This window comes from Brevibacillus sp. HB1.1, assembly GCF_013332445.1.
In the GTDB taxonomy this organism is placed as follows: domain Bacteria; phylum Bacillota; class Bacilli; order Brevibacillales; family Brevibacillaceae; genus Brevibacillus; species Brevibacillus porteri.
The window spans coordinates 269544-296003 of record NZ_JABMIV010000003.1; the positions used below are offsets into that span (position 1 = coordinate 269544).

Consider the following 26460-nt stretch of genomic DNA (forward strand, 5'->3'; position numbering starts at 1 on the left):
GAGCAGGAAATCTACATAATTTTGCAGTAATACTATAAGCACAGATGCTTCGAATTTCGTAAAGGAGTATATGACCTTGAGCCAAAACAACCATTCCATCGCGGTGATCTCCGACATACACAGCAACGCCTATGCATTGGAAGCAGTGCTGCACGATATTGATTCCCGCGGTATTCAAACCATTGTGAATTTAGGCGACACTTTATTTGGACCGCTTGATCCGATTAAAACGGCAGAGCTCTTAATGGAGCGATCTACGATCATCCACATCATGGGTAATTGTGACAGATATTTACTGGAAGAGCAAATGGAGTCCATCACCTTCGAATACGTGAAGCCACTGCTTACACAAGAAATGCTCAGCTGGATCGGGTCATTCCAAAAGCAGTGGACGTTTGACGATCTCTTGTTTTGCCACGGCACACCTTTTGCCGATGATGTGTACTTATTAGAGAATGTCGCTCCATATGGGATAGAAGACAAAAGCGCAAATGCCTTAATGATCGAGCTGACTGGCATTCAGCAGCAGGTCATTTTTTGCGGACACTCTCATGTGCCCAAATCTGTATGGCTGCCAGATGGCAAGCTCGTGGTAAACCCGGGAAGCGTGGGACTTCCAGCGTATTTTGAGGAAGCGCCGTACCCGCATTCGATGGAATCGAAGACGCCCCATGCCAAGTACGTCACGGTAAAACAACAAGGCGGCTCGTGGCTGGTCGAGCACGTATTGGTTCCTTATGATTTCGAGCAGGCAGCTAGAAAAGCTGAGGAAAACGGGCGCAGAGACTATGCCCATGCGATCCGAATGGGAAGAGCGGAGCTGTAATGAGGAAGTGGCGTCGGACGTATTATCTGACGTCACTTTTTAGTTTTAAAGAAAGTGTTGGGAAGAAAGACCTCATACTCTCTTACAAACTATTTTATTGTAAAGTTTCTGTGTTTTACAAAGGATGAGATTAATAATGAAAAGATATACATCATACTAAACTGTTTTTAATTATAGTAAATTGTTGAAGAACTCTGTTTATTGTAAAATAGGACTAAAGTCAGCGGCTTAGCTACTATATCTAAGTGTGGTAAGAAGGGAGCATGATGATGAATCCTACAGTGATTTCATTATTCTGCGGAGCAGGTGGAATGGATTATGGATTTAAAGAAGCAGGATTTGATGTTACGTGGGGTATCGATATTGATAAAAATAGTTGTTATACCCATAAACACTGGTCCTCGGCTGATATTATTCATGCAGACATAAGAGATATCGATATTGAACAAATTCCGATATCAGATGTAGTCGTTGGATCTATAATTATTAGATCCTTTTCCTCTATAGCATCTAAGGGGATAAAAAATAAAAATGATAACCTTGATTGGATATTAGCACAAATCATTAATCATATTAAACCCAAGGCTTTTTTGCTTGAGGGTCCAAAATTTCTAAGGGAAAATATATTATTCCTGAATGAGTATAAAACATCCTTCGAAAGCAATGGTTATAATATTTCATATAGCGTACTTAACGCAAAAGATTACGGTATAGCCCAACGTCGCGAAAGGCTTGTTTTTATTGGGACTAGGTTTGATTTAAAACGAGCATACAAATTTCCTGCAAAGCATGATAAACAACTATCAGTTCGGGAGGCAATTGAAGATTTAGAGCGTACGAATATACATGACCGAAAAAGCATTCATGTGAATAGTGTGCAAAGATGGAGAGGAACTAGAGCTCTTGATCTGGATGGCTTGGCTCCTTCTATAGTTTCTGGCACACACATCTATATTGATGATAATCATCAAAAGTCTGATAAACTTTATACTATTTCTTGGCAAGAAGCAGCAGCTTTACAGTCATTTCCAAAGGAATTTATGTTTTTAGGAGATAAAACATCTAAGTTCAAACAAATTGAAAATTCATTTCCTCCTAAGTTAGCTTTTTATCTTGCTAAAGAAATTTATAATGTTCTTTATTGTGAAAATGAGAGTGATAGGAATGGTGTTGAAACTGTTTTTGCGACGAATGAAAGTTCACTAAATCTAAACTTAAGTAGTAAAACTGAGTGCGACAAAGTGAACCCTTTTCATCAAGAAGCTAATGAATTTAACAAAACTCAAATTAGTCCTGATGACTCCCTGGATGAAGGGAAGGTACTTAGTGCGAGTGATAAGAATGATGCTGACATTGTATTTACGCCGAATGAAAGTTTACTAAATCTAAACTTGAGTAGTGGAGAGAATAAAACTGAGTGCGACAAAGTAACCCCTTTTCACCAAGAAGCTAATGAATTTAACAACTTTCAAAATAGTCCTGATGATTTCTTGGATGAAGGGAAGGTACTTATTCATAGATTAAAGTCTTTGCCTTCGGGTAAGGAGAATGCTGAAGAGTATCATAGAGTCATTTTCCAATGTCTTAATCATATTTTTAAGGAGAGCTTAAAACGAGGACAGAAAGAAGTCCGAATGAATGAGGGGAGAAAAAGAGTCGATATCGTTTTTAACAATCAAGCCATTAATGGCTTTTTTGCGCATATCGTAGATCGATACAAAGTTTTTTGCCCGAAAATTTTGATAGAGTGCAAAAATTATACTTCAGACCCTAATAATCCAGAAGTAGATCAGTTACTTGGTAGAGTTGGAAATCTAGCTGGTGATCTAGGTATTCTGGTCTGTCGGCAAGTTCAAAATCATGAAACTTTACAGAAACGATGTAAGGATGCACTCGGTAAGCGTGAACCTGTATATATCTTATATTTTGATGACAATGACATTATTAAGTTGATAAATATGAAAGGAATAGCGGACGAAGAAGGAATTATGGACTATTTATTGACAAAATGGGACCGATTAATTATGAACAACTAATTTAGGAATTAGTTGTTCAATTAATTAAAATCAAGAGACTTCAAGATCACTTCACTAGTAGTTAACTTGATTGGAAGAGAGTAAGAAGATCCCTTCCAACCAAGTTAATTAATATCTTTTATTTAACTTACGCCTTTCCTACCTACCTGCAAGTCCTTCTCATCACGATCGCCTTTCGGCTTCTGTCCCATCTTCCCACTACGTAGTGGAATTTCCTTCAGGAACAGCGCGATGATGACAGCGATTCCCGCTACAATCGCTCCAGTTAAAAACGTAGTCGTAATCCCATAGCTCATCGCTTCCCGGATCATATCCAGCATGTGAGTAAACAGCGGTTGCAAATCCGGTGGCAGACTAGCCAGCGTGGCTTCAATTTTCGGCTGATCCAACAAATTTTGTGGATTCGTAAAGAGCGCCAACTTTTCTGCCAGAGCAGGATCGGCTGCTGCGGGATTGTTCCCTTGACCCATGGCTCCCGACAGTTGCGTCATTTTCGCAGACATGCTGGCACTCATGACGGTTCCCATGACAGCAATTCCAATGGTCCCACCGAGGTTGCGGAAAAGCTGCGACGTTGCTGTAGCGACACCCAATTGCTGTGGTGCGACAGCATTTTGCACGGTCAAGGAGAAGACCGGCATCGCAATCCCGATCCCCAATCCGAGAATGACCATGTAGATCACGAGCAAGTAAATCGGTGTGGTTGGAGACATGAAATACATCAGCACCATGCCCAAGGTCATGACGAGAAGTCCACCCAACGCCATCTTTTTATATTTTCCTGTCTTGGTCATGATTTGTCCGGCGATTGCGGAGGTCGCGAGCATGGCGATAGACATCGGCATCGCCACATAACCGGCCATCGTCGGAGAGATGCCTTTGACCCCTTGGACAAAGAACGGCACATAAATGATCGCGCCCATCATCCCGGCATTGAGGAAGAATCCGACCAGATTGGAGACAGTAAAAATACTGTTTTTGAACAAGCCCAGTGGAAGTACAGGCGTTTTTACTTTCATTTCAATCATAATAAACACGATCAACGCAACAATTGTGGTGGCAAACAAACCAATAATTTGCCACGAGCCCCAAGCGTATTTGCCCGGACCATCTCCTGCCCATGAGAAGGCGAGCAGCATCGGGACGATGGTGAGCGTCAAGAACAGCGAGCCGAAGTAGTCGACTGACTCTCCTTCTTGCTTCGGTACTTTTGGGAAATGAATCATGATCAACAAAAAGGCAATTACGCCAATCGGCAAGAAGATCCAGAACACCCAGTGCCAGTCGAGATGGTCGACGATATAGCCACCCATCAGAGGACCAAGCACACTGGATACGCCGAAGACGGCACTCATGATTCCGCCCCACTTTGCGCGCTCGCGAGGTTCATACAGATCACCCATAGCGGTAAAGGCAGTAGACATGATGATCCCGGCACCTGCTCCTTGAATGCCACGATACGTAATTAATTGGAAAATGTCGGTAGAAAACCCGGACAACAAGGCCCCGATACTAAACAACCCGATACCCGTCAATATAAATGGTTTTCTTCCATATATATCGGAGAGCTTCCCAACCAGCACAGAAGCGACAGTGGAGGTCAGCAAATAAATCGTAATCGCCCACGAATAGTAATCCATGCCACCCAGCTTCGAAATAATACGCGGCATGGCAACTCCGATAATAGTCTGGTTGATCGCGGCGAAAAACATAGCTGTAATAATCGCGATCATAATCGTCACTTTCTTTTTCTCTGTTAGCTGTTGCAATCTTGATGCTCCTCTCTTTGTTGCTCTATATTTTTCAGAACCTGGCGATAGATGCGGACTAAGTGTTGCTTGTCTTCATCAGATACGCCGGCAAAAAACTGTTCAATGGTGTTCCTCACCACAGCTTTGTATTGCTGTAGGATTTCTTTTCCTTGATCGGTTATGTCCAGTTGTACGACGCGGCGATCCGTATTGTCACGATTTCTCGTGGCATAGCCGCAAGCAATCAATTTATCAGCGAGACTCGTAACGGCTCCGGGGGTAATATTCATACGTTCTGCAATAGAAGATGCCTTCTGCGGACCGTTCATATCTAGAATTCGCAAAAGCATGGCTTGTGATCCTGACACGAGTGGGTCCAGACGCTTGTGCGACTCAGCCGAAACTTTTCGTTGGAGTTGAATATAAAGCTCTTCAAAATTGACTTGGCTTGGCATAGTACCCTCTCCTGTTTTCACTATTTAATTATATATGTGATAAAATGTTTACCCCCTAAAACATTTACGAGTATACATCGAATCATGCAGGGAAGTCAAAATCAACCTTTTACCAATTTGACCAATTCCATTAGTCAATATGTGAGTGATTTCGCCATCAATCGGGAAAATATACTAATTTTCGACCGGATTCATGGAATTTTCAGAGTTGCGATGCTACAATCAGTTTTGGCATTCTTTTCATCTTAGATAAATAGATAGGTGGGATTTGAACGTGTTTGGGAAAAAATTAACCAGCGCATTGCTTGCCACAGCGCTGATGAGCCCGATGTCGGCTTTTGCCGCCCAAGAGACAAAACAGCCAGCAGATGTCGTGCTAACCAACGGTACGGTCTACACAGTGGACATGAAGAACAGCTGGGCAGAGGCAGTGGCCATTCGCGGTGACGAAATCGTCTTTGTCGGCGCAGATGAATATGCGAAAGCACACATCGGCAAGGATACAAAAGTAATCGATCTGAAAGGTCAAATGGTGTTGCCGGGCTTTATCGACAGCCATACGCATGCGAGTAAAACGACGGGACTCATTTTCTCCATTGATTTGTTTGACGGAGGCTCTGTCGAGGAATATGTTGCAACCATCGAGAAATTCGTAAAAGAGCATCCAAACGAACCAACATTGCAAGGCCGCGGCTGGAGCAATCCGGTAGTACCTGGTATCGGTCCACGCAAGGAAGTATTGGATAAAATTGTCCCAAAGACTCCAATCGCACTGACCTCGGATGATGGACATTCTTTGTGGGTGAACTCGGCAGCATTGAAGCTGGCCGGAATCAAGAAGGATACGCCAAATCCTGAAGGCGGCATTATCGAGCGCGATCCGAAAACAGGAGAACCTTCTGGAACGCTGCGTGAAAGCGCCATGGATCTGGTACTGTCAAAAATCGGCGGATACACCGTACAGCAATACAAGTCCGGAATTGAAGCTTACCAAGAAAAAGCGGTTGAACGCGGTGTAACTACAGTGCGCGACCCGGATATGCTGCGCTATCCGAACGTATTGGAAGCATACGAGGAGCTCGCGAAAGAGGACAAGCTGACCATCCGCTTCCGCAATGCATTGACAGCGAATCCGGAAAAGGGACCTGAACAGGTTGCAGAATTCGTAAAAATCCGTGAGCGCAATCAAAACCCCCTATTCCAAGTCAACGCCGTCAAAATCTTCTTGGATGGTGTCGTAGAAGGCGCTACCGCTTACTTGGAAAAACCGTATGTCCATAAAGAAACAAACGGAGAATTAATCTGGAAGCAAGAGGTTTACAATCAAACAGCTGCCGCAGTAGACAAGGCAGGCTTCCAATTGCACGTCCATTCCATCGGTGATGCTTCTACCCGCATTGCACTGGACGGTATGGAGCTCGCTGAAAAACAAAATGGCAAGCACGATGCTCGCCACTCGCTCGTTCACTTGCAACTGGTCAACGAATCAGACATCGAGCGCTTCAAAAAGCTGGGGGCAGTCGGAATCGTGCAGCCGTTCTGGTTTATGCAGGAAGAGGGCTACTACGATGAGATCGAAGTACCGTACTTGGGCCGCGAACGCGCAGAAAAAGAATACCCGATGAAGAGCTTCCTGAATAAAGGGGTGCATGTAGCTTCTTCGTCTGACTACATCGTAACGCCAGAATTCAATCCACTGCACGGCATTCAACAAGGCATTACGCGGATCGAGGATGGTGTAACCGATCCGAGCAAAATCGCCAATCCAGAAGAACGTGCGACGCTTGCTGAAATGATCGCCAGCTTCACGATTGATGGTGCTTACGCCAACCACGTGGATGATATCACAGGCTCGATCGAAGTCGGCAAGAAGGCAGATCTCATCGTGCTCGATAAAAACTTGTTCAAAATTCCGGCCACTCAAATCAAGGATGCGAAAGTCGTGCTGACCTTGGTTGAAGGGAAGGAAGTCTATCGTCAAAAGGAAGCAAAGTAAGAGAGGAAAAATGGTCGTCCATTGCGATGACCATTTTTTTGTGCGTGAGGGCGGGAAGGATTCTTTTTGTACGTGAAGAATCAGGTAAACGCTAGATGGTTTACAAAAATTGTATAAATGGGAGGGTCAAGATGAACATTCGCAGAGCAAAAGGACAAGAAGCAAGCGAACTGAGCGAGCTAGCCTATCGCTCCAAAGCTTATTGGGGATACAGTGATGAATTCATGGAGGCCTGTCGTGACGACCTGACGCTATCACCTGCCTATATCGAGAAACACGAAGTATATGTGCTAGAGGATGAGGGCAGCATCAAGGGCTTCATGAGTTTGGAAAAGGATGCTGAGCAAGAGCAGTGGCTGTTAGGCTTTTTGTTCATGGAACCGGAGGCAGTAGGAAAAGGTTACGGAAAGGCTCTGTGGCAGCATATGGTAGAAGTGGCACAAAAGCAAGAAATCTCAGTCATCACCATCCATAGTGACCCGTACGCAGAACCGTTTTACTTGTCGAGGGGAGCAAAGCGAGTAGGAGAAATCGTGTCTACCGTGTTCCCAGGAAGAGTATTGCCGTTGTTGGAAGTGGAGATCGGATAGGTACGGAGTAGGGAATAGCTGCAGTCTATTCCAATCAGCTGTCAACGCTCAAGCATGGCTTATTTGCTTGGGCTTTTTTCGTTTCCTTTATTATTTCACGATTTTATACCGGATCGCCTTGGCAACTGCCTGTGTACGATCTTCTACGCCCATTTTCTGCAAAATCCGATGGATATGCGTCTTGACGGTTCCCTCGGAGATGAGCAAGTGCTGCGCAATTTGATCGTTCCGTTTGCCGTAGGATAGCTGCTCTAGTACGTCCTGCTCTCGATCGGTCAACTGATCTAACATGACAAGAGGGGGAAGTACAGATTCAGCATCAGAGTCAGAATGAGAGGCAGACTCGTGATTCTTTTGTTGACACTGTAGAACCTCCGCTAGAGCCTTGGCAGCAGTAGCCGTGTAGAAAAGTGCCTCTCCTTGATGGGCCCTGCGAATGAGGTCCAACATATCCTGTGAATCGGAATCCTTTAGCATATAGCCGATAGCACCTGCCCGAATACCGTCTACGATGTAATCGTACGTGTCAAAGGTTGTGAGGATTAATACTTTTATCGAAGGATGGAGGCGAGTGATTTCTCGGGTTGCATCGATTCCTGACATGTTTGGCATCTGTACATCCATTAAGACTACATCAGGAATGACTTCTCCTACGAGCTTCACGGCTTCTTCTCCATTGGAAGCCTCTCCGCTTACTTCCATATCCTTCTGCATTTTTATGACATACCCCAATCCTTGACGGATCATCGTTTGGTCATCGACCAGGACCACACGAATGGTCTCTTTTTTGATTTTATTTACCATGCTGGCATTCCTCCGTATAGATCGCTATTTGTTTACCAAAGCGGAAAGCTGATATCAATTTGAAAGCCGTGGGGCTCTCGAATGGAATAGGAAAGGTCTCCATTTAATTGCTTGGTTTGTTCTGCGATACCTGTTAAACCAAAGCCTAGTTTGATTTGATGATGATTCGTAATATTCCCATTGTCCCAAATAGACAGGAATAGGAAGTTTTGCTTTTTTTCAATTGAGATGAAAATCTCTGTTGCATTCGAATGTCGAATGGAATTGGTAATAGCTTCTTGGAGAATCCGGTAAAGCGTAATGGTCATCTGCTGTGAGAGCGGAATATCTGGATTGGGACTGATCAAATGCATTTTGATGTTGGTATGCTGTTGGGCTCGTGATAAGAGTATACGCAGCGGTGAGATTCCCAGAGAGGATTTGTCTGCGGCTAATGTATGTACAGACGAGCGTATATCATCGAGGCTTTGCTTGGATACCGAAAGCATGTCTCGCACAGCCTCCTGTGCGTCACTCGGTCCGCCTTGCAGCATGTATTTCAAGGCATTCAATTGAACGATTAACGATGTGAGACTGTGTCCCAAGGCGTCGTGAACATCACGGGCGATTCTGGTCCTCTCCTCCAGGACAGCGGCACGGAGTGTATTCACAGAGGCTGCTTGAAGTTCAGAATGAGCTTCCTGAAGTTCAACATGCGCCTCTTGCAATTGTTTCAGATGCTGCTGACTCGATTCCTTTGCTTGCTTTTGAAGAGATAATCCTCGTGCGCCGATATACCATCCGATATAGGCCACGACATAGCCTACTACCTCCTCAAAAATATAGTCTTTATAAAAGAACATGTGAGAAAAGGAGCATGCGCCAAAAAAAATCGCATAGTACAATCGGCGGCGTTCAAGAATGTGAAATCCAATAAAAGCTACCAATGGCAAGGATAGACCGACCTCTTCTCCTACATATAGAACCTTTATAAATGACACGGTACCAAGAACGATAATGGCGATGTCTTTTTGAAAAGGTCTCCAATTTTTTTGGGGCCTGAGAAACACCAGCAGGAAGCAGAAGATAATGATCAGAGTGATGATAAAGGGAATGGTGGGTTCATGCATGTAAGCAGTTGGAATGAGAAAAAATGAGAACAATACAAAAAAACAAATAAGCAGGAAACGTGAACGTAAAGATGCAGTTGAAGCGTTCAAGAAGACAACCTCCTTTCTTGGAATACGTACCCATTATAGTTTCATTTTAGCATGCGCTGTCGTCTATCTCCGGGTGTACGGTCTTCTATCTCTGGATAGATAAAATCAAATTCCACAATTTGACTACCCGATAGACTTCGGGGACGAATCGTATAAGTACAATGTGATCTGTGGAGGGGAACTCCCCGAACGATAGTCCGAAAAATAGAGAATGGGTAGGAGGCTTTTATGAACGAACTGTTTCAGTTAGCGAAGATTCTACGGGATACGAGCACCGTGTTTTCCACGCTTTCCATGCAAGCATTGGATTCAAGTGATATCACCTGGCAACAAGTTCTCATTCTGGAGCAAATCGCGATCAGCCCGAAAACAATGGGAGAAATCAGCAAGGCGATTGATCTTTCGTATAGTACGACCTCAGGTTTAATCAGTCGGTTGGAACAGATGAACTTGGTGCGCAGATTTCGTGATAAATCGGATCGGAGAATTGTGTGGGCAGCATTGACGGAGCGTGTGCCAGCGAATTGGACGGGACAAGAAGGAAGTGCTTGCACACCTGCATCGCTGCATTCCTTGCGCGCGCTTATTTTGGAGAAAGAAATACTGAGCTGATACGCTGAGCTCTCTACAAAAGAAGAGGTGAGAAAATTTTGAATTTATCAGAACTGTCCATTAAACGTCCGGTCACGATGATTATGATATCCGTAGCGATCTTCATTTTTGGTTTGGTTACCTTTCCTCGCTTGGCTATTGAATTGATGCCATCGCTGACTTCTCCGGTCGCCGTAGTTGTTACCTCTGTAGAGGGGGCGGCTCCAGCTGAGGTAGAAAAGCTGGTTACCAAACCGATGGAAAATGCTCTAGGCACGGTTCCGAATTTAGACAAGATCACATCAACTTCTGTTAATGGCTCATCCTCGGTCATCCTCCATTTCAAGTGGGGAACAAACATGGATCAAGCGACGCTGAATATGCGAGATAAAGTAGATTTGGTCCGAGGGAGCTTGCCTGAATCAGCTGGTTCACCAAGGGTGTTGAAATTTGATCCGACGAGCCAGCCGATTATTGACCTGGCTGTAACTGGCGATCAAGATGTCAACAAACTGAAAAAAGTCGCAGATGATTTAATTAAATCCCGCTTGGAACGAATTAACGGTGTCGCTTCTGTCACTGTGACAGGTGGGCAAGAGCGAATCGTCGACATCATCGTGGACCCCGCCAAACTAGCTGCCTATGGATTGACATTGGATCAAATAAAGTCAGCACTAGAAAACAGCAATGTATCTGGATCAGCTGGTGCGATACGGGAAGGTGACGGAAAGACCAGTATCCGCGTGCAAGGAGAATTCACCAATGTGGACACCATTGCACTCACTCCGATCTCTGTCGGTGGAAGCTTCATCCGATTAAGCGATATCGCGAAAGTAACAGACACGATCAAAGAAGTGACCGAGCTGAGCTACGTTGATGGAAAGCCGAGCTTGGCAGTTGCTGTGATGAAAGGCACCGGAGGCAATACGATCAAAATCGCGAAAGACGTAAAGGCAGAGCTAGAGAAGATTAATAGCACGCTTCCAGCAAATGTAGAAACACGTATCGTTTTCGATACCTCCACATACATCCAGAGCTCTGTTGACAACACGGTGGTACATGCTCTGGCAGGTGGTGCCATTGGTGTACTCATGCTGTTCTTCTTCTTGGGCAGTCTGTCGTCTATGCTCATTGCGGTCATTGTCCTGCCTGTATCGATCATATCGACCTTCCTCTTGATGTACATGACGGGTCAAACAATCAACTTGATTTCCCTAGCAGGTCTCACACTCGGATTGGGATCATTAGTAGACTTTGCGGTCGTTATGCTGGAAAACATTTTCCGTCAGCGGGAACAGGGTAAGAGCATGATGGAAGCGGCATTGGTCGGTTCCAAAGAAGTAGGAACGGCAGTAATGGCTTCCGCATTGGCACAAATTTGCGTATTCTTACCGATTGCACTGACACAAGGTCTGGTTGCTGAGCTGTTCGCACCGTTAGCTTTGACGGTCGTTTTCTCACACATCGCAGCACTCGTTTTCACGTTCTTGCTGGTTCCGATGATGAGTGCTCGTATGTTAAAAACAATACCGGAGCATACGAATCACGAAAACTATCGAGGCATCAATCCGTTGATCTGGTTTAATATCGGGTTCCATAAAGTAGAAAAAGGCTATCAAAGGGTGCTCAAATGGGCATTGGGTCATCGAAAAACGGTGATTGGATCTGCTTTTGCCATGTTGATTGGCTCCTTAATGCTAGTTCCATCTCTCGGCGCAGGATTTTTCCCAGATATGGATCAAGGATTAATCCAGGTAGAGATCAAGCTGCCAAAGGGTACCGTCTTGACGGAAACTGAAAAAGTAATGAAGCAGGTAGAAGAAGTGGTCAATCAAGTGCCAGAAAAGAAATTGGTCAAGTCCTCGGTCGGGGGTGGCGACGGTATTTCAGAGAGCGGTGCATCTACTTCTCATAACGCAACGATCGATCTGCAAATTGGAGAGATTTCTACAAGAAAGCGATCAACAGAGGAAATTGCTGTGAGTTTGCAAGAGCAAGTCAAGCATATTGCAGGAGCAGATATCAAGGTGAAATCCCTTTCCGGTGGTATGGGGGGCGGACCAGCTATCTCGATTGAAATTCGCGGAGATGATCTGGACGTCTTAACGGAACTGAGCGAGATTGTGAAAGGGGAAATAGCCAAGGTACCGGGAACGATGAACGTATCTACCAGTGTTCAGGAAATGAGTCAGGAGTTCGATGTGAAGGTCAATACAGAGAAGGCGAGTTTGTACGGATTGACAACAAATGAAATCATTTCTGCTGTGCGAACTTCTTTCCAAGGTCAAACGGTTACCCAGTATCGTACGGGCGAAGATGAAATTGATATCAATCTCAAGCTGCCAGAAGACTATAAGGAAGATATTAATTACTTGAAGAACTTGCGTATTTCCACGCCGACGGGCGCTCAAATCAGCCTCACATCCGTAGCGACCATCAGCAAAGTCGATGTACCGCCATCGATTGAGCGCAAAAACATGACGCGTGAAGTGACGGTCACAAGCGATTTGATCGGGGATAACCTGCAAGCGGCCTCGACGGAAATTACGAGTATTATCAATAAGCTGAATGTTCCGGACGGATACACCATCGAAATGGGCGGGCAAAGCGAGGATATGGGAAATTCTTTTGTGAATCTGGGTCTCGCGATTGTCTTGTCCGTCGTGCTTGTGTACATGGTCATGGCTGCTCAGTTTGAATCACTCTTTAGTCCATTTATCATCATGTTCTCGGTTCCTCCGAGCCTTACTGGGGTCATATTGGGGCTTTTGTTTACAGGTACGCCTATTACCGTATCTGTTTTGATCGGGTACATTTTGCTGATCGGTCTGGTTGTGAACAATGCGATTGTGTTAATCGACTTGATCAACCAGTTGCGTGCAAAGGGTTGGGAGTTACATGAAGCGATTTTACATGCGGGGCCTGCTCGTCTGCGCCCGATTTTGATGACAACCCTCACGACGATTATGGCTATTGCTCCGCTCTCCGTTGCTGCTGGGTCTGGTTTAGAACTGCAAGCGCCAATGGCTACTACTGTCATGTATGGTCTGATCTTCTCCACCATGATCACACTGATACTCGTACCTGTGGTTACCGTATGGTTTGACGAGATGGGACAAAAGAGACGCAACAAACGCAAGCAAAAGCAGGAAAAGAAAAGCCTTGCCACTTTGGAATCGACAAATGCATGAGAAAAGAGGAGGAACCATTCATGATCATAAATAAAAGAATCGCGATTGTGGCGCTACTTTCCCTTACCTTGGTCACAGGCTGCGCAAGCCAGGAGGATGCGACGACGACTGCTGCCCAACCAGCAGAAACGGTTACCCCTGTACAGGTTGCAACAGTGGCACAAGGTGTGGTCACATCTGAGTCTGGACTGACAGCAAAATTGGCACCGAGTGAGGAAGTCCAAATGTCACCAAAAACTAGCGGGAAAATTGCATCTCTCCCAGTAAAGCTGGGTCAGGCCGTAACAAAAGGACAATTATTGTTTACACTCGATACGAATGAGCTGTCTAACAGTGTAAGAGAACAAGAAGCATCTCTTAGTGTGGCAAAAGCGAACTTAACCCAAGCAGGCAACACCTCTAACCAAAGTTTGGTTGAAGCACAAAATGATTTGACGGAAGCAGAACGAGCGCTTGCTGACGCCAAACTGAATCAACAACGTAATCAGAAGCTGCTTGCAGAGGGAGCGATTGCTACTGAGAAAATGGAAGAGGCAAATACAACGCTCACAAAAGCCCAAATTTCCTACGACAATGCACAACAGAAGCTGCAAGGCGCGAAACAAAAAACAGGTGTGCAAGTATCGGCAGCGAGCGTAACGGAGTCACAGGTCCGACTGCAAAATGCTCGCGAGCAATTGGCGAATGCAACGGTTGTCTCCCCAATCGACGGATTTGTCGCAAGCGTGACTGGAGCAGTAGGACAGATGACAGGACAGCAACCCATTGTGACTGTCGTCAAAACGAATCCACTTGTGGTCAAAGCGAATTTGTCCGAAGCAGATGTGACGAAAGTAAAAGTGGGAACAGTTGTCAAAGTATACGTGCAGTCTACAGGCAAAACGATTGATGCAAATGTAACGGCAATTAGTCCGGTCATGGATTCGCAGCTCAAAGCCTATCCAGTAGAAATCACGATCCCGAATGCTTCCAATGAATTGAAGTCCGATATGGTCGTGAATGTTACTTTCCCACAAGGCTCAGAAGGAGCGAAGTCACTGGTCATTCCTCGCAAGGCGGTATTTGATCGTGAAGGCAGACAATATGTGTTCAAGCTAGAAGGGGAAATAGCCAAGCAAGTGGAAGTGTCGACGGGCAATTCGACAAGCGAGTTGATTGAAGTAGTATCTGGCCTAGCGAATGGAGATAAAGTCGTGGTAAAAGGACAGACGCTGCTTGTGGATGGCGGCAAGGTGAGTATTCAGGAGTAAGCAGAAATGGAAGAAAAAAGAGGCGGAGCAAATCTGCCTCTTTTTGTTATCAAATGGAAAAATTATCTACTCTACCAAAATTGCCAAACAGAGTATAATTTTAGTTATGGCGGTTGATAAGGAGTCATAAATGATTATTTCCACCAAACTGTGCAAAGGGATTGTCCTGCTCATGACAGTCGTGCTCGTCTCCGGATGCTCGATGTTTGCGAGCAAAGATGAATCCACTGAGCGCCAGAAGATAGAGAAGAAACAGAAAATTACCCGTTACACGGGTGAAAAAAGTAAGGTGTTGTCTCAAGTATACACGGGGCGCAAGGAACTAGCTCTGACGTTTAACGGCATGGGCGATGATAAGATGATGAAAAGTCTTTTGGAGCAGCTAGATGCTCATAAGATCAAAGCAACCTTTTTTCTCCCAGGCATGCGTGTCGCCGAGGAACCAAACATCGCCAAGGAAATTTTGAACCGCGGTCATGAAATCCAAAACAACACACTGAATCAACTGGACATGAGCAAGCTCAGCTACGAGCAGATCTATCGGGAGATTCAGTTGAGTAATGAGGTAATCAAACGCGAGACGGGTATTTCGCCTCGCTATGTGCGAACCAAATCTGGCGATGTGACGGATGACGTTCGTTTGGCAGCCGCCCATCTCGGGATGGAAGCGGTCGTCAGCTACAATATCAACCCGAAGGACCGTGATTTGCAGAAAGACGCCAAAACCATCGGAGATTACATAGCTCGCTACATGTCCAGAGGTAGCATTATCTCACTCAATACAGACATCAATCCTGAGGTGATTCCTGCAATTCCATTGATCGCCAAGGCAGCAGCGGATATCGGCTACCAGTTTGTCCCGCTCAGTGAGATGGTGAAAAACGGCGGTGAACGCAAGCGGCTGGAACAAATACCAGGCTTTGACGCAGTAAAATTGAATCCGCAATTCGAAAATGCCAAGTATGAGCTCGTCTATCAAGTCGACACAAATAAAAAACAGATCGCGTTAACCTTTGACGACTGGGGAAGCGACAAAACCGTAACGAAACTATTAGACATTTTGGCAGAGCATGATGTCAAAGCGACCTTCTTCTTGCGAGCAAAAGGGGTGGAGAACAACCCGAATTTGGCGAGAGCGATGGTGGAGGGTGGTCATGATGTGGCAAACCATTCTTATAACCATCCGGTCATAACGACGCTGACAGCGGAGGAATTGCAGAAGGACGTGGTCAAAGCACACCAGGTGATTACCGAAGCGATTCAACAGCAGCCTGTCATGCTGTTCCGTCCGCCGACTGGCGTAGTAGACGATCATACAGCCAAAGTGATTGCAGCCACGGGTTACAAGGTCATTGCGTTGTACGATGTCACCACATTGGATTGGGACAAGAAAAACAGTGCCCAAGATATTGTAAATGGCGTCATGAGCAAGACGAAAAATGGCAGTGTCATTTTGCTGCATATGCTCGATGACATCCACACGATTGAGGCACTCCCGATTGTATTGAAAAGCCTGAAAAGCAAAGGCTACACCTTTGTAAAGATGGACGATATGATCAAACAAAGCCGCTCCGGTAACTAATCCCTTTCTCAGAAAGGGATTTTTTTTGTCTATTTTCGCAAAGCTCGGGCGATTGACAGTAAAAATACTCTTTGTTATAGTTTTGACGATAATGATAATCAATATCGATAAAATCATTACTTACATTTATCTTACAAACATACATAAGGGAGGCTCATCATGATTCCGAACAAAACAATAAAAGCTGTCCTTGCTGTCATTTTTGTGTTCTCGCTTTTTTTGACAGCATGTGGTGGAGCAAATACGACAACGTCAGCACCTGCGACGGATTCTGCTTCCAAGCCAGCTGACAAGTCAACAGAAGCCCCTACTGAGAACAAAATGCGCAGTATCGAAACACCAAAAGGGACGATTCAAATTCCTGACAAGCCACAACGTATTGTGACCGACTACTACGCAGGCGAGTTGATTGCAGTAGGCGGAAACGTCATCGGTGCAGAGACAGAAGCTTTCAAAAGCCCGTTTACTGTTGAACAATTAAAAAATGCGCAGGACGTAGGTAGCCCGCGAATCAATGTGGAGAAAACGTTAGAGCTCGCTCCTGACCTCATTGTCGTCATGTATGATGATAATTATGAAGCCTTGTCCAAAATCGCTCCAACAGTATATCTCCCGTACGGTACGGCGACAAACATTTACGATACGGTCAAATTGTTCGGAGAAGTGGTTGGCGATAAAGAAAAGGCAGACAAGTTCATTGCAGACTTTGACAAGAAGGCTGCCGAGGGTCGCGAAAAGTTGAAAGGTATCGTGGATGAGAATGCGACTGTCGGTCTCTACGAGCTGACCAACAAAGGAGATTTGTGGATCTTCGGTGACAACGCAGGACGCGGTGGTCAAACGGTGTACAATGCATTGAAGCTGAAAATGCCGCACGCAGGCAAATCCAAAGAACAAACCGTACAGCTGTCCATGGAAACCTTGCCAGAATACGCTGCGGATTACATGTTCGTGACTTTCTACAACCCGGAAAAGAATAGCGAAGCCTTGAAAACCTTACAGGAGTCGGCTGTCTGGAATGCGACCGCTGCTGCCAAAAACAATCAGATTTTCTACAACGACTACGATACATTCTATCGCTATGACCCAATCGCGATCACAGCACATATTGATATGTTCGTAGATATGCTGATCAAAAGGCACGAAGAGAAACAAAGAAAAAAATAGCTTATCACGGAAGCCATCCCTCGTCGGATGGCTTTTTTTCGTCTCACGAAATAAACCTTACAAAATGTAAAGAAAACTGTAAGGAACATCAATAGCTCCGATTCTGGAATTTGGTTACAGTTAATAGCGACGGAAACAACGAACGCTAGCCAATAGATAGAATGGAGGAACGTAGAATGAGTACTGCTGTACTAGAAGTGAAAGACGTTCAAAAAATATATGGGACAAAAGGTGAAAGCCAGTCGCATGCCCTAAAAGGCGTATCGATGACCATAGATAAAGGAGAGTTCGTTGGAATCATGGGTCCATCCGGCTCGGGTAAAACGACTCTGCTCAACGTGATTTCCACACTGGATCGTCCAACGCAAGGCTTTATTGAAATTGCGGGAACGAACATTACACAGATGAAGCGTGACCAGCTCGCAGATTTTCGCTCGCAAAAGCTCGGCTTTATCTTTCAAGATTTCAATCTGCTAGAGAATTTGTCCGTGTATGAGAACATTGCATTGCCGTTGTCTCTGCAAGGTGTCCCTTCCAAAGAGATCAGCAACAAAGTAAGTAAAGTAGCACAAACACTCGGGATCGAAGAGATTTTGCAAAAATATCCGGTTCAAATTTCCGGGGGACAAAAACAACGCGCAGCAGCAGCACGCGCACTTGTGCATGACCCTGCGATTTTGCTGGCAGACGAACCGACGGGCGCCCTCGACTCGAAGAATGCCAAAAGCTTGCTGGAAACGATGACAGATTTGAATGAGAACCACCAAGTATCCATCATGATGGTTACGCATGATGCTTTTTCTGCGAGTTATTGCAAACGTATCTTGTTCATTCAAGACGGTAAGCTGTATACCGAGATTCAACGTACGGGGGATCGTCAGCAATTTTTCAAACAAATTCTGGATGTACTGGCCGAGCTAGGTGCATCACATGATGTACGCTAGGAGGTAACGTTTCATGCTTTTAAAGCTATCCTTGTCCAGTATGCGGAAGATGATGAAGGACTATCTGGTTCTACTCGTGGGTCTGGTCATCTCTATTTCGATTTTTTACATGTTCCAGACGCTTGCCCTCAATTCTGATTACACGAAGAACAACTCGATGATCTCTTCGATTCAGATCGTTTTCAATGTAGGGGCGTTCCTGCTGGCGTTTATCACGATTTTTTATATCTTCTATGCCAACTCATTCCTACTCTCGCTACGGCGCAAAGAGCTCGGAATGTACATGGTCTTAGGGGCGAAGAAGGGGAAAATCAGCCAGATTTTGTTCCTGGAAACATTGACGATGGGAATCATTTCCTTGGTGATCGGTAGCCTGGTTGGTATTGCGCTCGCGAGCGGCATCGGTGTCTTGCTCATGAATCTGTTGGAGATCTCGACAGAGGGTTACTATGCTTTTTATCTGCCGGCAATGTTGATGACATGGGGATTCTTCCTGGTACTCTTTCTGATCACCTCCACGATTAATGCTATTCGTCTGGCTCGTGCTACTGAGCTCGCTCTCATCCGTGCCGAGCAGCAAAATGACAAAATCAAGTCAAAAGGAATCGGAGCGGTATTGGTAGCCATCCTTGGAGTTATCCTGTTGGCTCTGGGCTACACATGCTTGCATCTGCTTATGTACCTGCAAGCACTCGGCTTTATCGTAGGGGCAATTTCCTGCACAATCGGGACGTATTTGATTTTCATCTCGTTGCTGCCAGTTCTTGTACAGGCTTTGAAGAAAAATAGAAAGTTGAATGATAGCAAGTTGAACGCGTTTACCTTTGCACAGCTGCGCTTTCGGGTGAACAACCTGACCAAAATCCTTGGTACAGTAGCAATGTTGATCGGGCTTGGTGTCGGGGCGATGGCAGGGGGCTTGGCGTTCCAGCAAAACGTCAATTTGTTTACCACGGTGTTCCATGTGTATGACGCGAATCTGCATGATCCGGTTGAAGCGGATTATCAGGCATTGAAAAAAATGAACGTCCTGGAGCAAAATACGTATCGATACAAAGTCGACGACAAGGCGTATTACTACTTGAAGGAAGACTTGCTGGCAAATCCGCTGATGATTTCCACGAACAGCATTCAAAATTACTCTGCTGACAACAAGCCGAAACTTGTGACAGAGTCATTGCCGAAAAATGTGTACGTCATGAATGCGACAAAAGAAGAGAGAGGGAAAGCCGAACCGGTTCCAGCGGATTGGGAAAATGCGATCTCTACCAATTTCGTCAACTATCAGATGATGGAGGGAAAATCTGTCCGCATTGTCGATCAGGCAACGTATGAAGGGATCGCTGGAAGTGAACACAAGGTTCTCCTTGCTCAGGTAGACGACTATTTGAAATACACGCAGGAATTAAAAGCAATGGATGAACGTCAAAAGCAACTGATTGGGTCTATCGTTAATGTAAAAGCAGAAGATGTATATACGTCTTCCAAATACAGCACGTATGCGGGCATGTACATTTTCACAAGCGGTACGATGTTCATGGGCTTCTTCCTCGGAATTGCCTTCCTGGCGATGATGGCGAGCTGCCTGATGTTCAAAATCTTGTCCGGGGCTGCTCGTGACAAAGACCGTTACAGCATGCTGAGAAAAATCGGCGTACGTCAATCGTTGCTCGTAGGCTCGATCTATAAAGAGCTGTTCATGGTATTCATTTTCCCGGCGATCATCGGTCTAATGCACGTATTGATCGGTATGGAGATGTTCTCGTTCATCCTCTTGGATCCGTATCTGAACATCTGGATTCCAACGCTGATTTTCGTTGTGATCTATGCGATTTACTATTACATCACGGTTCAGCTTTATCGTGGAATTGTGTTGCCAAAAGAAGCGTAATCTTAATCGGAAAAATCCTCCTCATTTGAGGGGGATTTTTTGTCTTTTAAACGGACCGTTATAAGCAAGGGACCATTTAACTTGCTAAAGGGACAAAAACATGGGATAAGCTATATGACCAAAGAACTTTAATAAAAATTTTAAGTTTACCCCACTTTATATTTTAGAAGTTTTTTCTAACTTATACCTAGGAAAGAAATCATAAACGTGAAGGAGAATTGGTATGAAAATAAACATTAAAAAAACATCCGTACGTTTGGCAGCTTTAGGATTGGCTACTGCGATTTCCCTATCTGGAGCTTTAGTAGTAAGTGCAAATGAAAAGCCAACTCAAAAGACTGTAGCTCAAAACGAAGAATTGTATGCAGGAACTTACAAAAAGCTCTCAGCTTCCGAAGCTCTTGGCGACAAGGCTGTGAAAGCAGCAATTGATAACGTCTATGCACAGTTTCCAGAAACAAAATCTTATGAGATCATTGCTTATCAAGATGTGGTTTCAAAAGGTGAGTATGATAAGTATGTTATTAGACTTGAAAAAGATTCAAAAAACTTTTTTCACTTTGCAATAGATTCGAAAACGGGGAACCTTAGCTATACCATACAATCATTGGATGCTGCTACAGTTCTATCATACCCAAATGTAAAATCCGGGGTAGATAAATTCTATGCCTCACGTCCAGAAGCAAAATCCTATGTGATTTCAAGTGCCAATATTGTAGATAGCTTTGTAAACAAATTTAGCAGATATAACCTTACGTTTACTGGAAAAGATCCCAAACAATCTATCACTATTGGAATAGATGTGAAAACGGGAGAGATTATTCCTACGAAGAAGCAAGAGCTCTAATCTGCTATTTTTGTTTGTAGGAAATAGTGTTGTAGACTGAACCTGTTTAGATGCCAAAGTTGTTTTGGAGTGAGGCTATCTAGAAAGTCGGCTTAGACTGACTTTCTAGATAGCCCCTTTACGTTTTATCACTACCATATGAAGTATCCTCGACCCCGGTTTCGGCTACGGCTAACACAGCGGCTCCACCAATCAAAACATACCTGATAGGGCCTGACGAAAAAAAGCTGCGCGAGTATTTCGCCACGAGATCTGATCGAAATACAAAAAAGGTACAGCATGGGGCCGTCTGGCTACAGACTCGTTAACGAATGATCATGCGAGCCTAAGACTTTGAACACATCCCACAGTTGACAAAGATAATGATAATCATTATCATAATCAATGGTTGATTGGAAATCATGTCCATGATCCTTTCTCATTCGAAGCAACAACTAGAAAAGTAAGGGGGAAATTTTCCATGCGTCTTATGAAACTACCAGTGATGCTTGTATTTTTGTCTGCAATGCTGCTGCTCGCTGCTTGCGGCAATGCTGGGTCAACTGCACAATCTGGTTCCAACCAAGCTGCTACAGCTCAACCTGACGCGGCGAAGCCGGCTGAAGAGCAAGTGCGCACAGTGAAACACATGATGGGAGAGGCGACTATCAAAGGCACTCCTAAGCGTATCGTTGCATTGGAATGGAGCTCAGCAGAGCATTTGTTGGCCCTAGGTATTCAGCCTGTAGGGATTGCAGATATTCCCAATATGAAAAAATGGGTGAAGCTCCCTGTGGAGATTGCTCCAGAAGTAGTGGATGTAGGGAGTCGTACTTCACCAAACCTGGAATCGATCATGATGTTGAAGCCAGATTTGATTATCGGTATTAAACGAAATGTAGAAGCCAATTACGACGAAATGAGCAAAATTGCTCCAACGATTGCTTTTGATACGAATCCTGCTGAAGGTCAGGGATCACAGTATGATCGAATGATCGAGATTTTCAAGCAAATTGCCGATATCACGGGTAAAAATGCAGAAGCCGAAGTTGCTTTGAAAGACCTCGACAAGATTTATGCAGAAGCAAAAGATAAACTGACGAAAGCTGGTGCAGATAAAGTTCCATTTGTCCTCGCGATGGGCTACAGCAGTCAAAATGCGGTAGAATTCCGTTTGTCTACGGATAACTCTACAGCAGCAAGTATCTTGATTAACATTGGTCTGACAAATAAGTATAAGCCTAAGAAATTTGAGCAGACAGGAATGACATTGGCAGATGTAGAGGCACTTCCAGCGTTGCAGGATGCGAATTTCCTCCATATCATTCAAGCTGATGACAACGTGATTGAGAATCAATTGAAGAACAACCCGGTTTGGAACGGTCTTACTTTTGTAAAAGAGAATCGCGTCTACGCCCTGGGCGGAGATTTGTGGCCGTATGGTGGTACCATGTCTGCAAAGATTCTTGCGAATAAAGTTGTAGATCTGTTGGCAAAATAATGAGTTTAGCCAAAAATAAAATGTTCACACGAACTGACATCACTCCAGCCACTTCCTCACAAAGAGGGGGCTGGAGATTGTTCTTGATGGTAGGGAGTGGACTTGTCGCTCTATTAGTGCTTACATTTGTCAGTTTGACACAGGGGATGGCAGACATTTCTCTGCGTTCTGTTGTACAGGCCATTATTGATCCGCAAGACATTTCCGATCACCATATGATACAAGGTGTCAGGCTTCCGAGAACGGTCATGGGGCTTTTGTCTGGTGCAGCATTGGCTATTGCCGGAGCATTGATGCAGACGGTAACACGAAACCCGCTCGCTTCGGAAACGACACTTGGCGTAAATGCAGGTGCCTATTTCTTCGTAGTGTTCGGGATGGTGTTTTTGCCATCATTCTTGCATGAACACCCGCTTCCATTTGCGATGCTGGGCGGAATACTCGCAGCCGTTACCGTATACTTCATGTCTGGCGGGCGCAAAGGTACGCCAGTGCGTGTGGCATTGTCCGGGATGATTGTCACCTTGGTGTACTCCTCCTTGACGAGTGCCATCATCTTGTTTAATGAAGAGACGACAAATGGCATTTTCCTCTGGGGCTCAGGCTCCTTGAAGCAAAATGACTGGTCGGGTGTAGAATTCAGTTGGCCTTGGATTGTAGCTGGGATTTTGGTCAGCTTGTTCATGGCCAGGCAGCTCGATGTACTTACCCTTCATGAAGAAACGGCGAAGTCATTGGGGCAAAAGGTGGCAAAAACACGGCTTTTCACCATGTTTATTGCGATCTTGGTTACGTGTGTTAGTGTCAGTGTGGTCGGGCCAATCGGATTCATCGGACTCGTGGCTCCGCATCTGGTGCGATTGTCAGGTATCACGCAGCATAGATGGCTGCTGCCGCTATGTGCCATCTGGGGGGCAGCGCTGCTTGTAGCTTCCGATACGATTGCACGTATGTTCATCAATCATTATGGTGAACTTCCAGCAGGAGCCATCACGGCAGCTATTGGTGGACCATGGTTGATCTGGCTTGCTTTGCGTGTCTCGCGCAGTATGAGTGCTGGAACTGGAGGCTCGATGAGCGTCGGAGGAGCACAACGCAAAGTTTCGTATCCGTTGATTGTGTGTATGCTTACTGTGCTGCTTGTGGTCGTTTGGATGCTCAGCTTATCTAGCGGAAACTTGTACCTTCCGTGGACAGAGATCATCGCCATTTTCATGGGACAAGGAAACGAGATGTACAGTCAATTGGTGTATGAGCTTCGGATGCCGCGACTGTTGACAGCGATGTTGGCAGGTGTGGCACTCGCGATCAGCGGAAGTCTCATGCAGAGTGCAGTACGTAATCCGCTGGCTGATCCGCAGATTGTCGGTGTCACGAGCGGTGCGGGTGTAGGCGCGATTGTCGTGCTCCTCGTGTTTCCTCAACTCTCGGCTTGGATGCCGCTTGGGGCCGTTGCAGGGGGAATCATCTCTGCTGCGATTGTGTACGCGGTCTCTTGGAGAAGGGGACTCAATCCAATCATCTTGACGCTAGTAGGTATTGCGGTTTCTGCCGCAGGTGCCGCCCTTATCAATATCTTGATCGTACATTCTATGATCTTGGCAGCGCCTGCACTCACTTGGCTGGCAGGAAGTACATACGGGCGGGGATGGATGGAAGTAGGCCGTCTGTTGCCTACGATCCTCGTTTTAGCACCGATCGCGTGGTGGTTAGGACGTCGGGTGGACCTCTTGTCATTTAACGACGAGAGCTCGACTGGATTGGGGTTAAAGGTCCGGATGACGCGGTTGTCTGTGGCAGTCATTGCAGTGCTGCTCGCTTCAGCGGCAGTTGCCAGTGTCGGGGCCGTAGGGTTTATCGGCCTCCTCGCTCCGCATGCAGCACGTATGCTGGTTGGACCTCATCATCGTCGAGCAGTTGTCGTTTCCGCCATGCTTGGAGCTGTATTGCTGGCTGCTTCTGATTTGCTAGGAAGGATCGTCATGATCCCGAAAGATATTCCGGCGGGGGTCGTAGTGGCGTTGCTAGGCGCGCCCTATCTGTTCTTGCTGATGTTCCGTTCGACTCGTTCCTCACAATAGATAGGCAGGTACTTGCCAAATAGAAAGATCTCCAACATGATGAAAGTAGAACAGGCTGATTCTGGCAATCAGCTTGTCTACTTTTTCTTGCTATTTCCGGTGATAGAAGGATGTGAATCTGTTGATGATGAATCAAGATTATCCTGGCTTTTTGATGACCGCCTTTCGCAAACAGCGATTGAAAAATTTTCACCTGCGTCAGGTGGAGGTAAACACCCATGTCCTTTGCTATGTGGCAGAAGGAAGTACAGAGATTACGGTTGATGGTCAAAAGCAGGTGCTCGACGCCGGAAAGCTATTGTTGTTGCGCCCGACGACGAAGATAGAAGAATTACGGTGCCAATCAGGACCGTTGCACATATACAGGCTGCATTACGTGGAAGCGAGACACGATCAGCACGAGAGCGCTCCCGAGAGAAAAGAAGCCAAGGTTTTGGCTGTCTCTACTCCTGCCTCATTTCTGACGGTATTGGAGGAGCTTTCTCATTTGACACGGAAGCGGGACTACTCTTCTTTTTTGCGGAGCCAAGCATTGCTCTACGAGCTGCTTGGTATTGTTCATGATGAACAGAAAAAGAAAGAGGAAAAGGGCATTGGAGCGATTGAGGAGACCATCGCCTACATGCAAAAACATTACCGCGAGTCACTAGAATTGGGAAGCTTGCCAAAACTGGCGGGGTTGACCCCTAGCTCTTATTGCCGTGCTTTCAAACGTGCGACGGGAATGACACCTGGGGAGTATTTGACTGGGTTGCGGATGGAGCAGGCCAAGGAGCTGCTTGCCCATTCTGGAGCAAGTGTGAAGGATGTGGCTCGTAACGTAGGGTATGCCGATGAGCTGTATTTTAGTAGACTCTTCAAAAAACGAGAAGGATTGTCGCCGCAAATTTATATGAAGCAAAGTGACCAGCGGGTAGTCGTGGTCAGCAAGCTGTTTTTGCAGGATCATTTTCTTGCGATGGGCATTCAGCCGATTGCTGCCCCCTCCTTCCCGAACTACTTTGAAACGAGGACGGGCTTTCCTTCTTATTTGCAACAAAAGCTGCGCGGGACAAAAGCACTGAATGCAGAGCAGTTGATCGATCCGAAAGAGATTTTGACTTTGTCGCCTGATGTGATCGTCAGGATGAATTTTTTCCACAATCGAGAGGCAGGAGATTGGGAGAAAATAAAAGGAACAATCTCCTTTGACGGTTATCCAAACTGGATTGATTACCAAACCAAATTGGCGACGCTCTTCAAGAAAGAGAGTCAGGCTGAGAAAATTATCAAGCATATCGACAAAGTGGAAAAACAAGCAAGAGATGCACTACTGCCGGTTACACGCACGGGTGAATGGACGATGATTCGCGTGCTTGCGGATGAGGTGCGACTATATGGTGTAGAGGGACACGCCCTCGCAGACTTATTTTATCACAAGCTTGGATTTGCGCCTGATCCGACTGTGACCCATGCAGCGTATAAACCCCATGCGCTCAACGATCTGATCGAATTGAATCCGGAGCGAATCATCGTGTTCTGGAGTGAGCGGGAGCATGTGGCAGCGCTGTGGAACAACCCGCTGTGGAGAGACTTGCGTGCGGTGCGGGAAAATAAAGTCTACCATCCCGCCAATCACGAATGGGACCCATGGGGACCTTTTGGCAGAGAGCATACGATTCAAAGGAGCATAGCGTATTTTCTCCAGGTCACACAGGGGTAATCTGGTCCATGGTAATTAGACAACCATGTCCATAGAAAAGTAAGAGGAGTCTCTATATACTATCAATTGATAATTGT

The 26460-nt window shown here is 45.6% G+C and carries 19 protein-coding genes; 15 read left to right on the forward strand and 4 right to left on the reverse strand.

Annotated elements, in window-relative coordinates:
• Positions 1–70: 70 nt before the first annotated feature.
• Complete coding sequence (locus tag HPY27_RS11105; protein WP_174225006.1) at positions 71–826, forward strand: metallophosphoesterase family protein; 756 nt, start codon at positions 71–73, stop codon at positions 824–826.
• A gap of 263 nt (positions 827–1089) precedes the next feature.
• Positions 1090–2862, forward strand: coding sequence for a DNA cytosine methyltransferase (locus tag HPY27_RS11110; protein ID WP_174225007.1), 1773 nt, complete (start codon positions 1090–1092; stop codon positions 2860–2862).
• A 122-nt stretch (positions 2863–2984) separates the two neighbouring features.
• Here HPY27_RS11110 and HPY27_RS11115 read toward each other — a convergent pair whose 3' ends face one another.
• Positions 2985–4631 (reverse strand): DHA2 family efflux MFS transporter permease subunit, encoded by a 1647-nt coding sequence (locus HPY27_RS11115; RefSeq protein ID WP_174225008.1) that lies wholly within the window; start codon positions 4629–4631, stop codon positions 2985–2987.
• Positions 4619–5068, reverse strand: coding sequence for a MarR family winged helix-turn-helix transcriptional regulator (locus tag HPY27_RS11120; RefSeq protein WP_026043190.1), 450 nt, complete (start codon positions 5066–5068; stop codon positions 4619–4621). Before HPY27_RS11120 ends, HPY27_RS11115 begins: the two co-directional genes overlap by 13 nt.
• Positions 5069–5342: 274 nt before the next feature.
• On the opposite strand from HPY27_RS11120, the gene HPY27_RS11125 reads away from it, so the two are divergent.
• Positions 5343–7064, forward strand: coding sequence for an amidohydrolase (locus tag HPY27_RS11125; protein ID WP_017249895.1), 1722 nt, complete (start codon positions 5343–5345; stop codon positions 7062–7064).
• Positions 7065–7195: 131 nt separating this feature from the next.
• On the forward strand, positions 7196–7654 hold the full coding sequence (locus HPY27_RS11130) for a GNAT family N-acetyltransferase (protein ID WP_174225009.1): 459 nt from the start codon (positions 7196–7198) through the stop codon (positions 7652–7654).
• Positions 7655–7744: 90 nt separating this feature from the next.
• On the opposite strand, the gene HPY27_RS11135 is transcribed toward HPY27_RS11130, so the two are convergent.
• Together HPY27_RS11135 and HPY27_RS11140 are read right to left on the reverse strand one after the other, a co-directional pair.
• Positions 7745–8458: a response regulator transcription factor gene (locus tag HPY27_RS11135; RefSeq protein WP_017249896.1), complete on the reverse strand. Its 714-nt coding sequence runs from the start codon at positions 8456–8458 to the stop codon at positions 7745–7747.
• Between the two features lie 32 nt (positions 8459–8490).
• On the reverse strand, positions 8491–9657 hold the full coding sequence (locus tag HPY27_RS11140) for a sensor histidine kinase (protein WP_173622673.1): 1167 nt from the start codon (positions 9655–9657) through the stop codon (positions 8491–8493).
• Between the two features lie 228 nt (positions 9658–9885).
• Between HPY27_RS11140 and HPY27_RS11145 the strand changes: the two genes are divergently transcribed.
• From HPY27_RS11145 to HPY27_RS11195, 11 genes are all read left to right on the forward strand, one after another.
• Complete coding sequence (locus HPY27_RS11145) at positions 9886–10269, forward strand: MarR family winged helix-turn-helix transcriptional regulator (RefSeq protein ID WP_017249898.1); 384 nt, start codon at positions 9886–9888, stop codon at positions 10267–10269.
• A 38-nt stretch (positions 10270–10307) separates the two neighbouring features.
• Positions 10308–13439: an efflux RND transporter permease subunit gene (locus HPY27_RS11150; protein WP_174225010.1), complete on the forward strand. Its 3132-nt coding sequence runs from the start codon at positions 10308–10310 to the stop codon at positions 13437–13439.
• 20 nt (positions 13440–13459) lie between these two features.
• Complete coding sequence (locus HPY27_RS11155) at positions 13460–14689, forward strand: efflux RND transporter periplasmic adaptor subunit (protein WP_174225011.1); 1230 nt, start codon at positions 13460–13462, stop codon at positions 14687–14689.
• Between the two features lie 130 nt (positions 14690–14819).
• Positions 14820–16271, forward strand: coding sequence for a polysaccharide deacetylase family protein (locus tag HPY27_RS11160; protein WP_174225012.1), 1452 nt, complete (start codon positions 14820–14822; stop codon positions 16269–16271).
• A gap of 159 nt (positions 16272–16430) precedes the next feature.
• Positions 16431–17438: an ABC transporter substrate-binding protein gene (locus HPY27_RS11165; RefSeq protein ID WP_174225013.1), complete on the forward strand. Its 1008-nt coding sequence runs from the start codon at positions 16431–16433 to the stop codon at positions 17436–17438.
• 176 nt (positions 17439–17614) lie between these two features.
• The gene (locus HPY27_RS11170) at positions 17615–18382 is read left to right on the forward strand and encodes an ABC transporter ATP-binding protein (RefSeq protein ID WP_017249903.1); all 768 of its coding nucleotides are present in this window, start codon (positions 17615–17617) and stop codon (positions 18380–18382) included.
• A gap of 13 nt (positions 18383–18395) precedes the next feature.
• Positions 18396–20273, forward strand: coding sequence for an FtsX-like permease family protein (locus HPY27_RS11175; protein WP_174225014.1), 1878 nt, complete (start codon positions 18396–18398; stop codon positions 20271–20273).
• A 223-nt stretch (positions 20274–20496) separates the two neighbouring features.
• Positions 20497–21120: a hypothetical protein gene (locus tag HPY27_RS11180; RefSeq protein ID WP_174225015.1), complete on the forward strand. Its 624-nt coding sequence runs from the start codon at positions 20497–20499 to the stop codon at positions 21118–21120.
• A 460-nt stretch (positions 21121–21580) separates the two neighbouring features.
• Positions 21581–22600: an ABC transporter substrate-binding protein gene (locus tag HPY27_RS11185; RefSeq protein WP_174225016.1), complete on the forward strand. Its 1020-nt coding sequence runs from the start codon at positions 21581–21583 to the stop codon at positions 22598–22600.
• Positions 22601–22620: 20 nt separating this feature from the next.
• Positions 22621–24681: a Fe(3+)-hydroxamate ABC transporter permease FhuB gene (fhuB, locus tag HPY27_RS11190; RefSeq protein WP_173622679.1), complete on the forward strand. Its 2061-nt coding sequence runs from the start codon at positions 22621–22623 to the stop codon at positions 24679–24681.
• Between the two features lie 124 nt (positions 24682–24805).
• The gene (locus HPY27_RS11195; protein WP_174225132.1) at positions 24806–26383 is read left to right on the forward strand and encodes a helix-turn-helix domain-containing protein; all 1578 of its coding nucleotides are present in this window, start codon (positions 24806–24808) and stop codon (positions 26381–26383) included.
• Positions 26384–26460 lie beyond the last annotated feature (77 nt).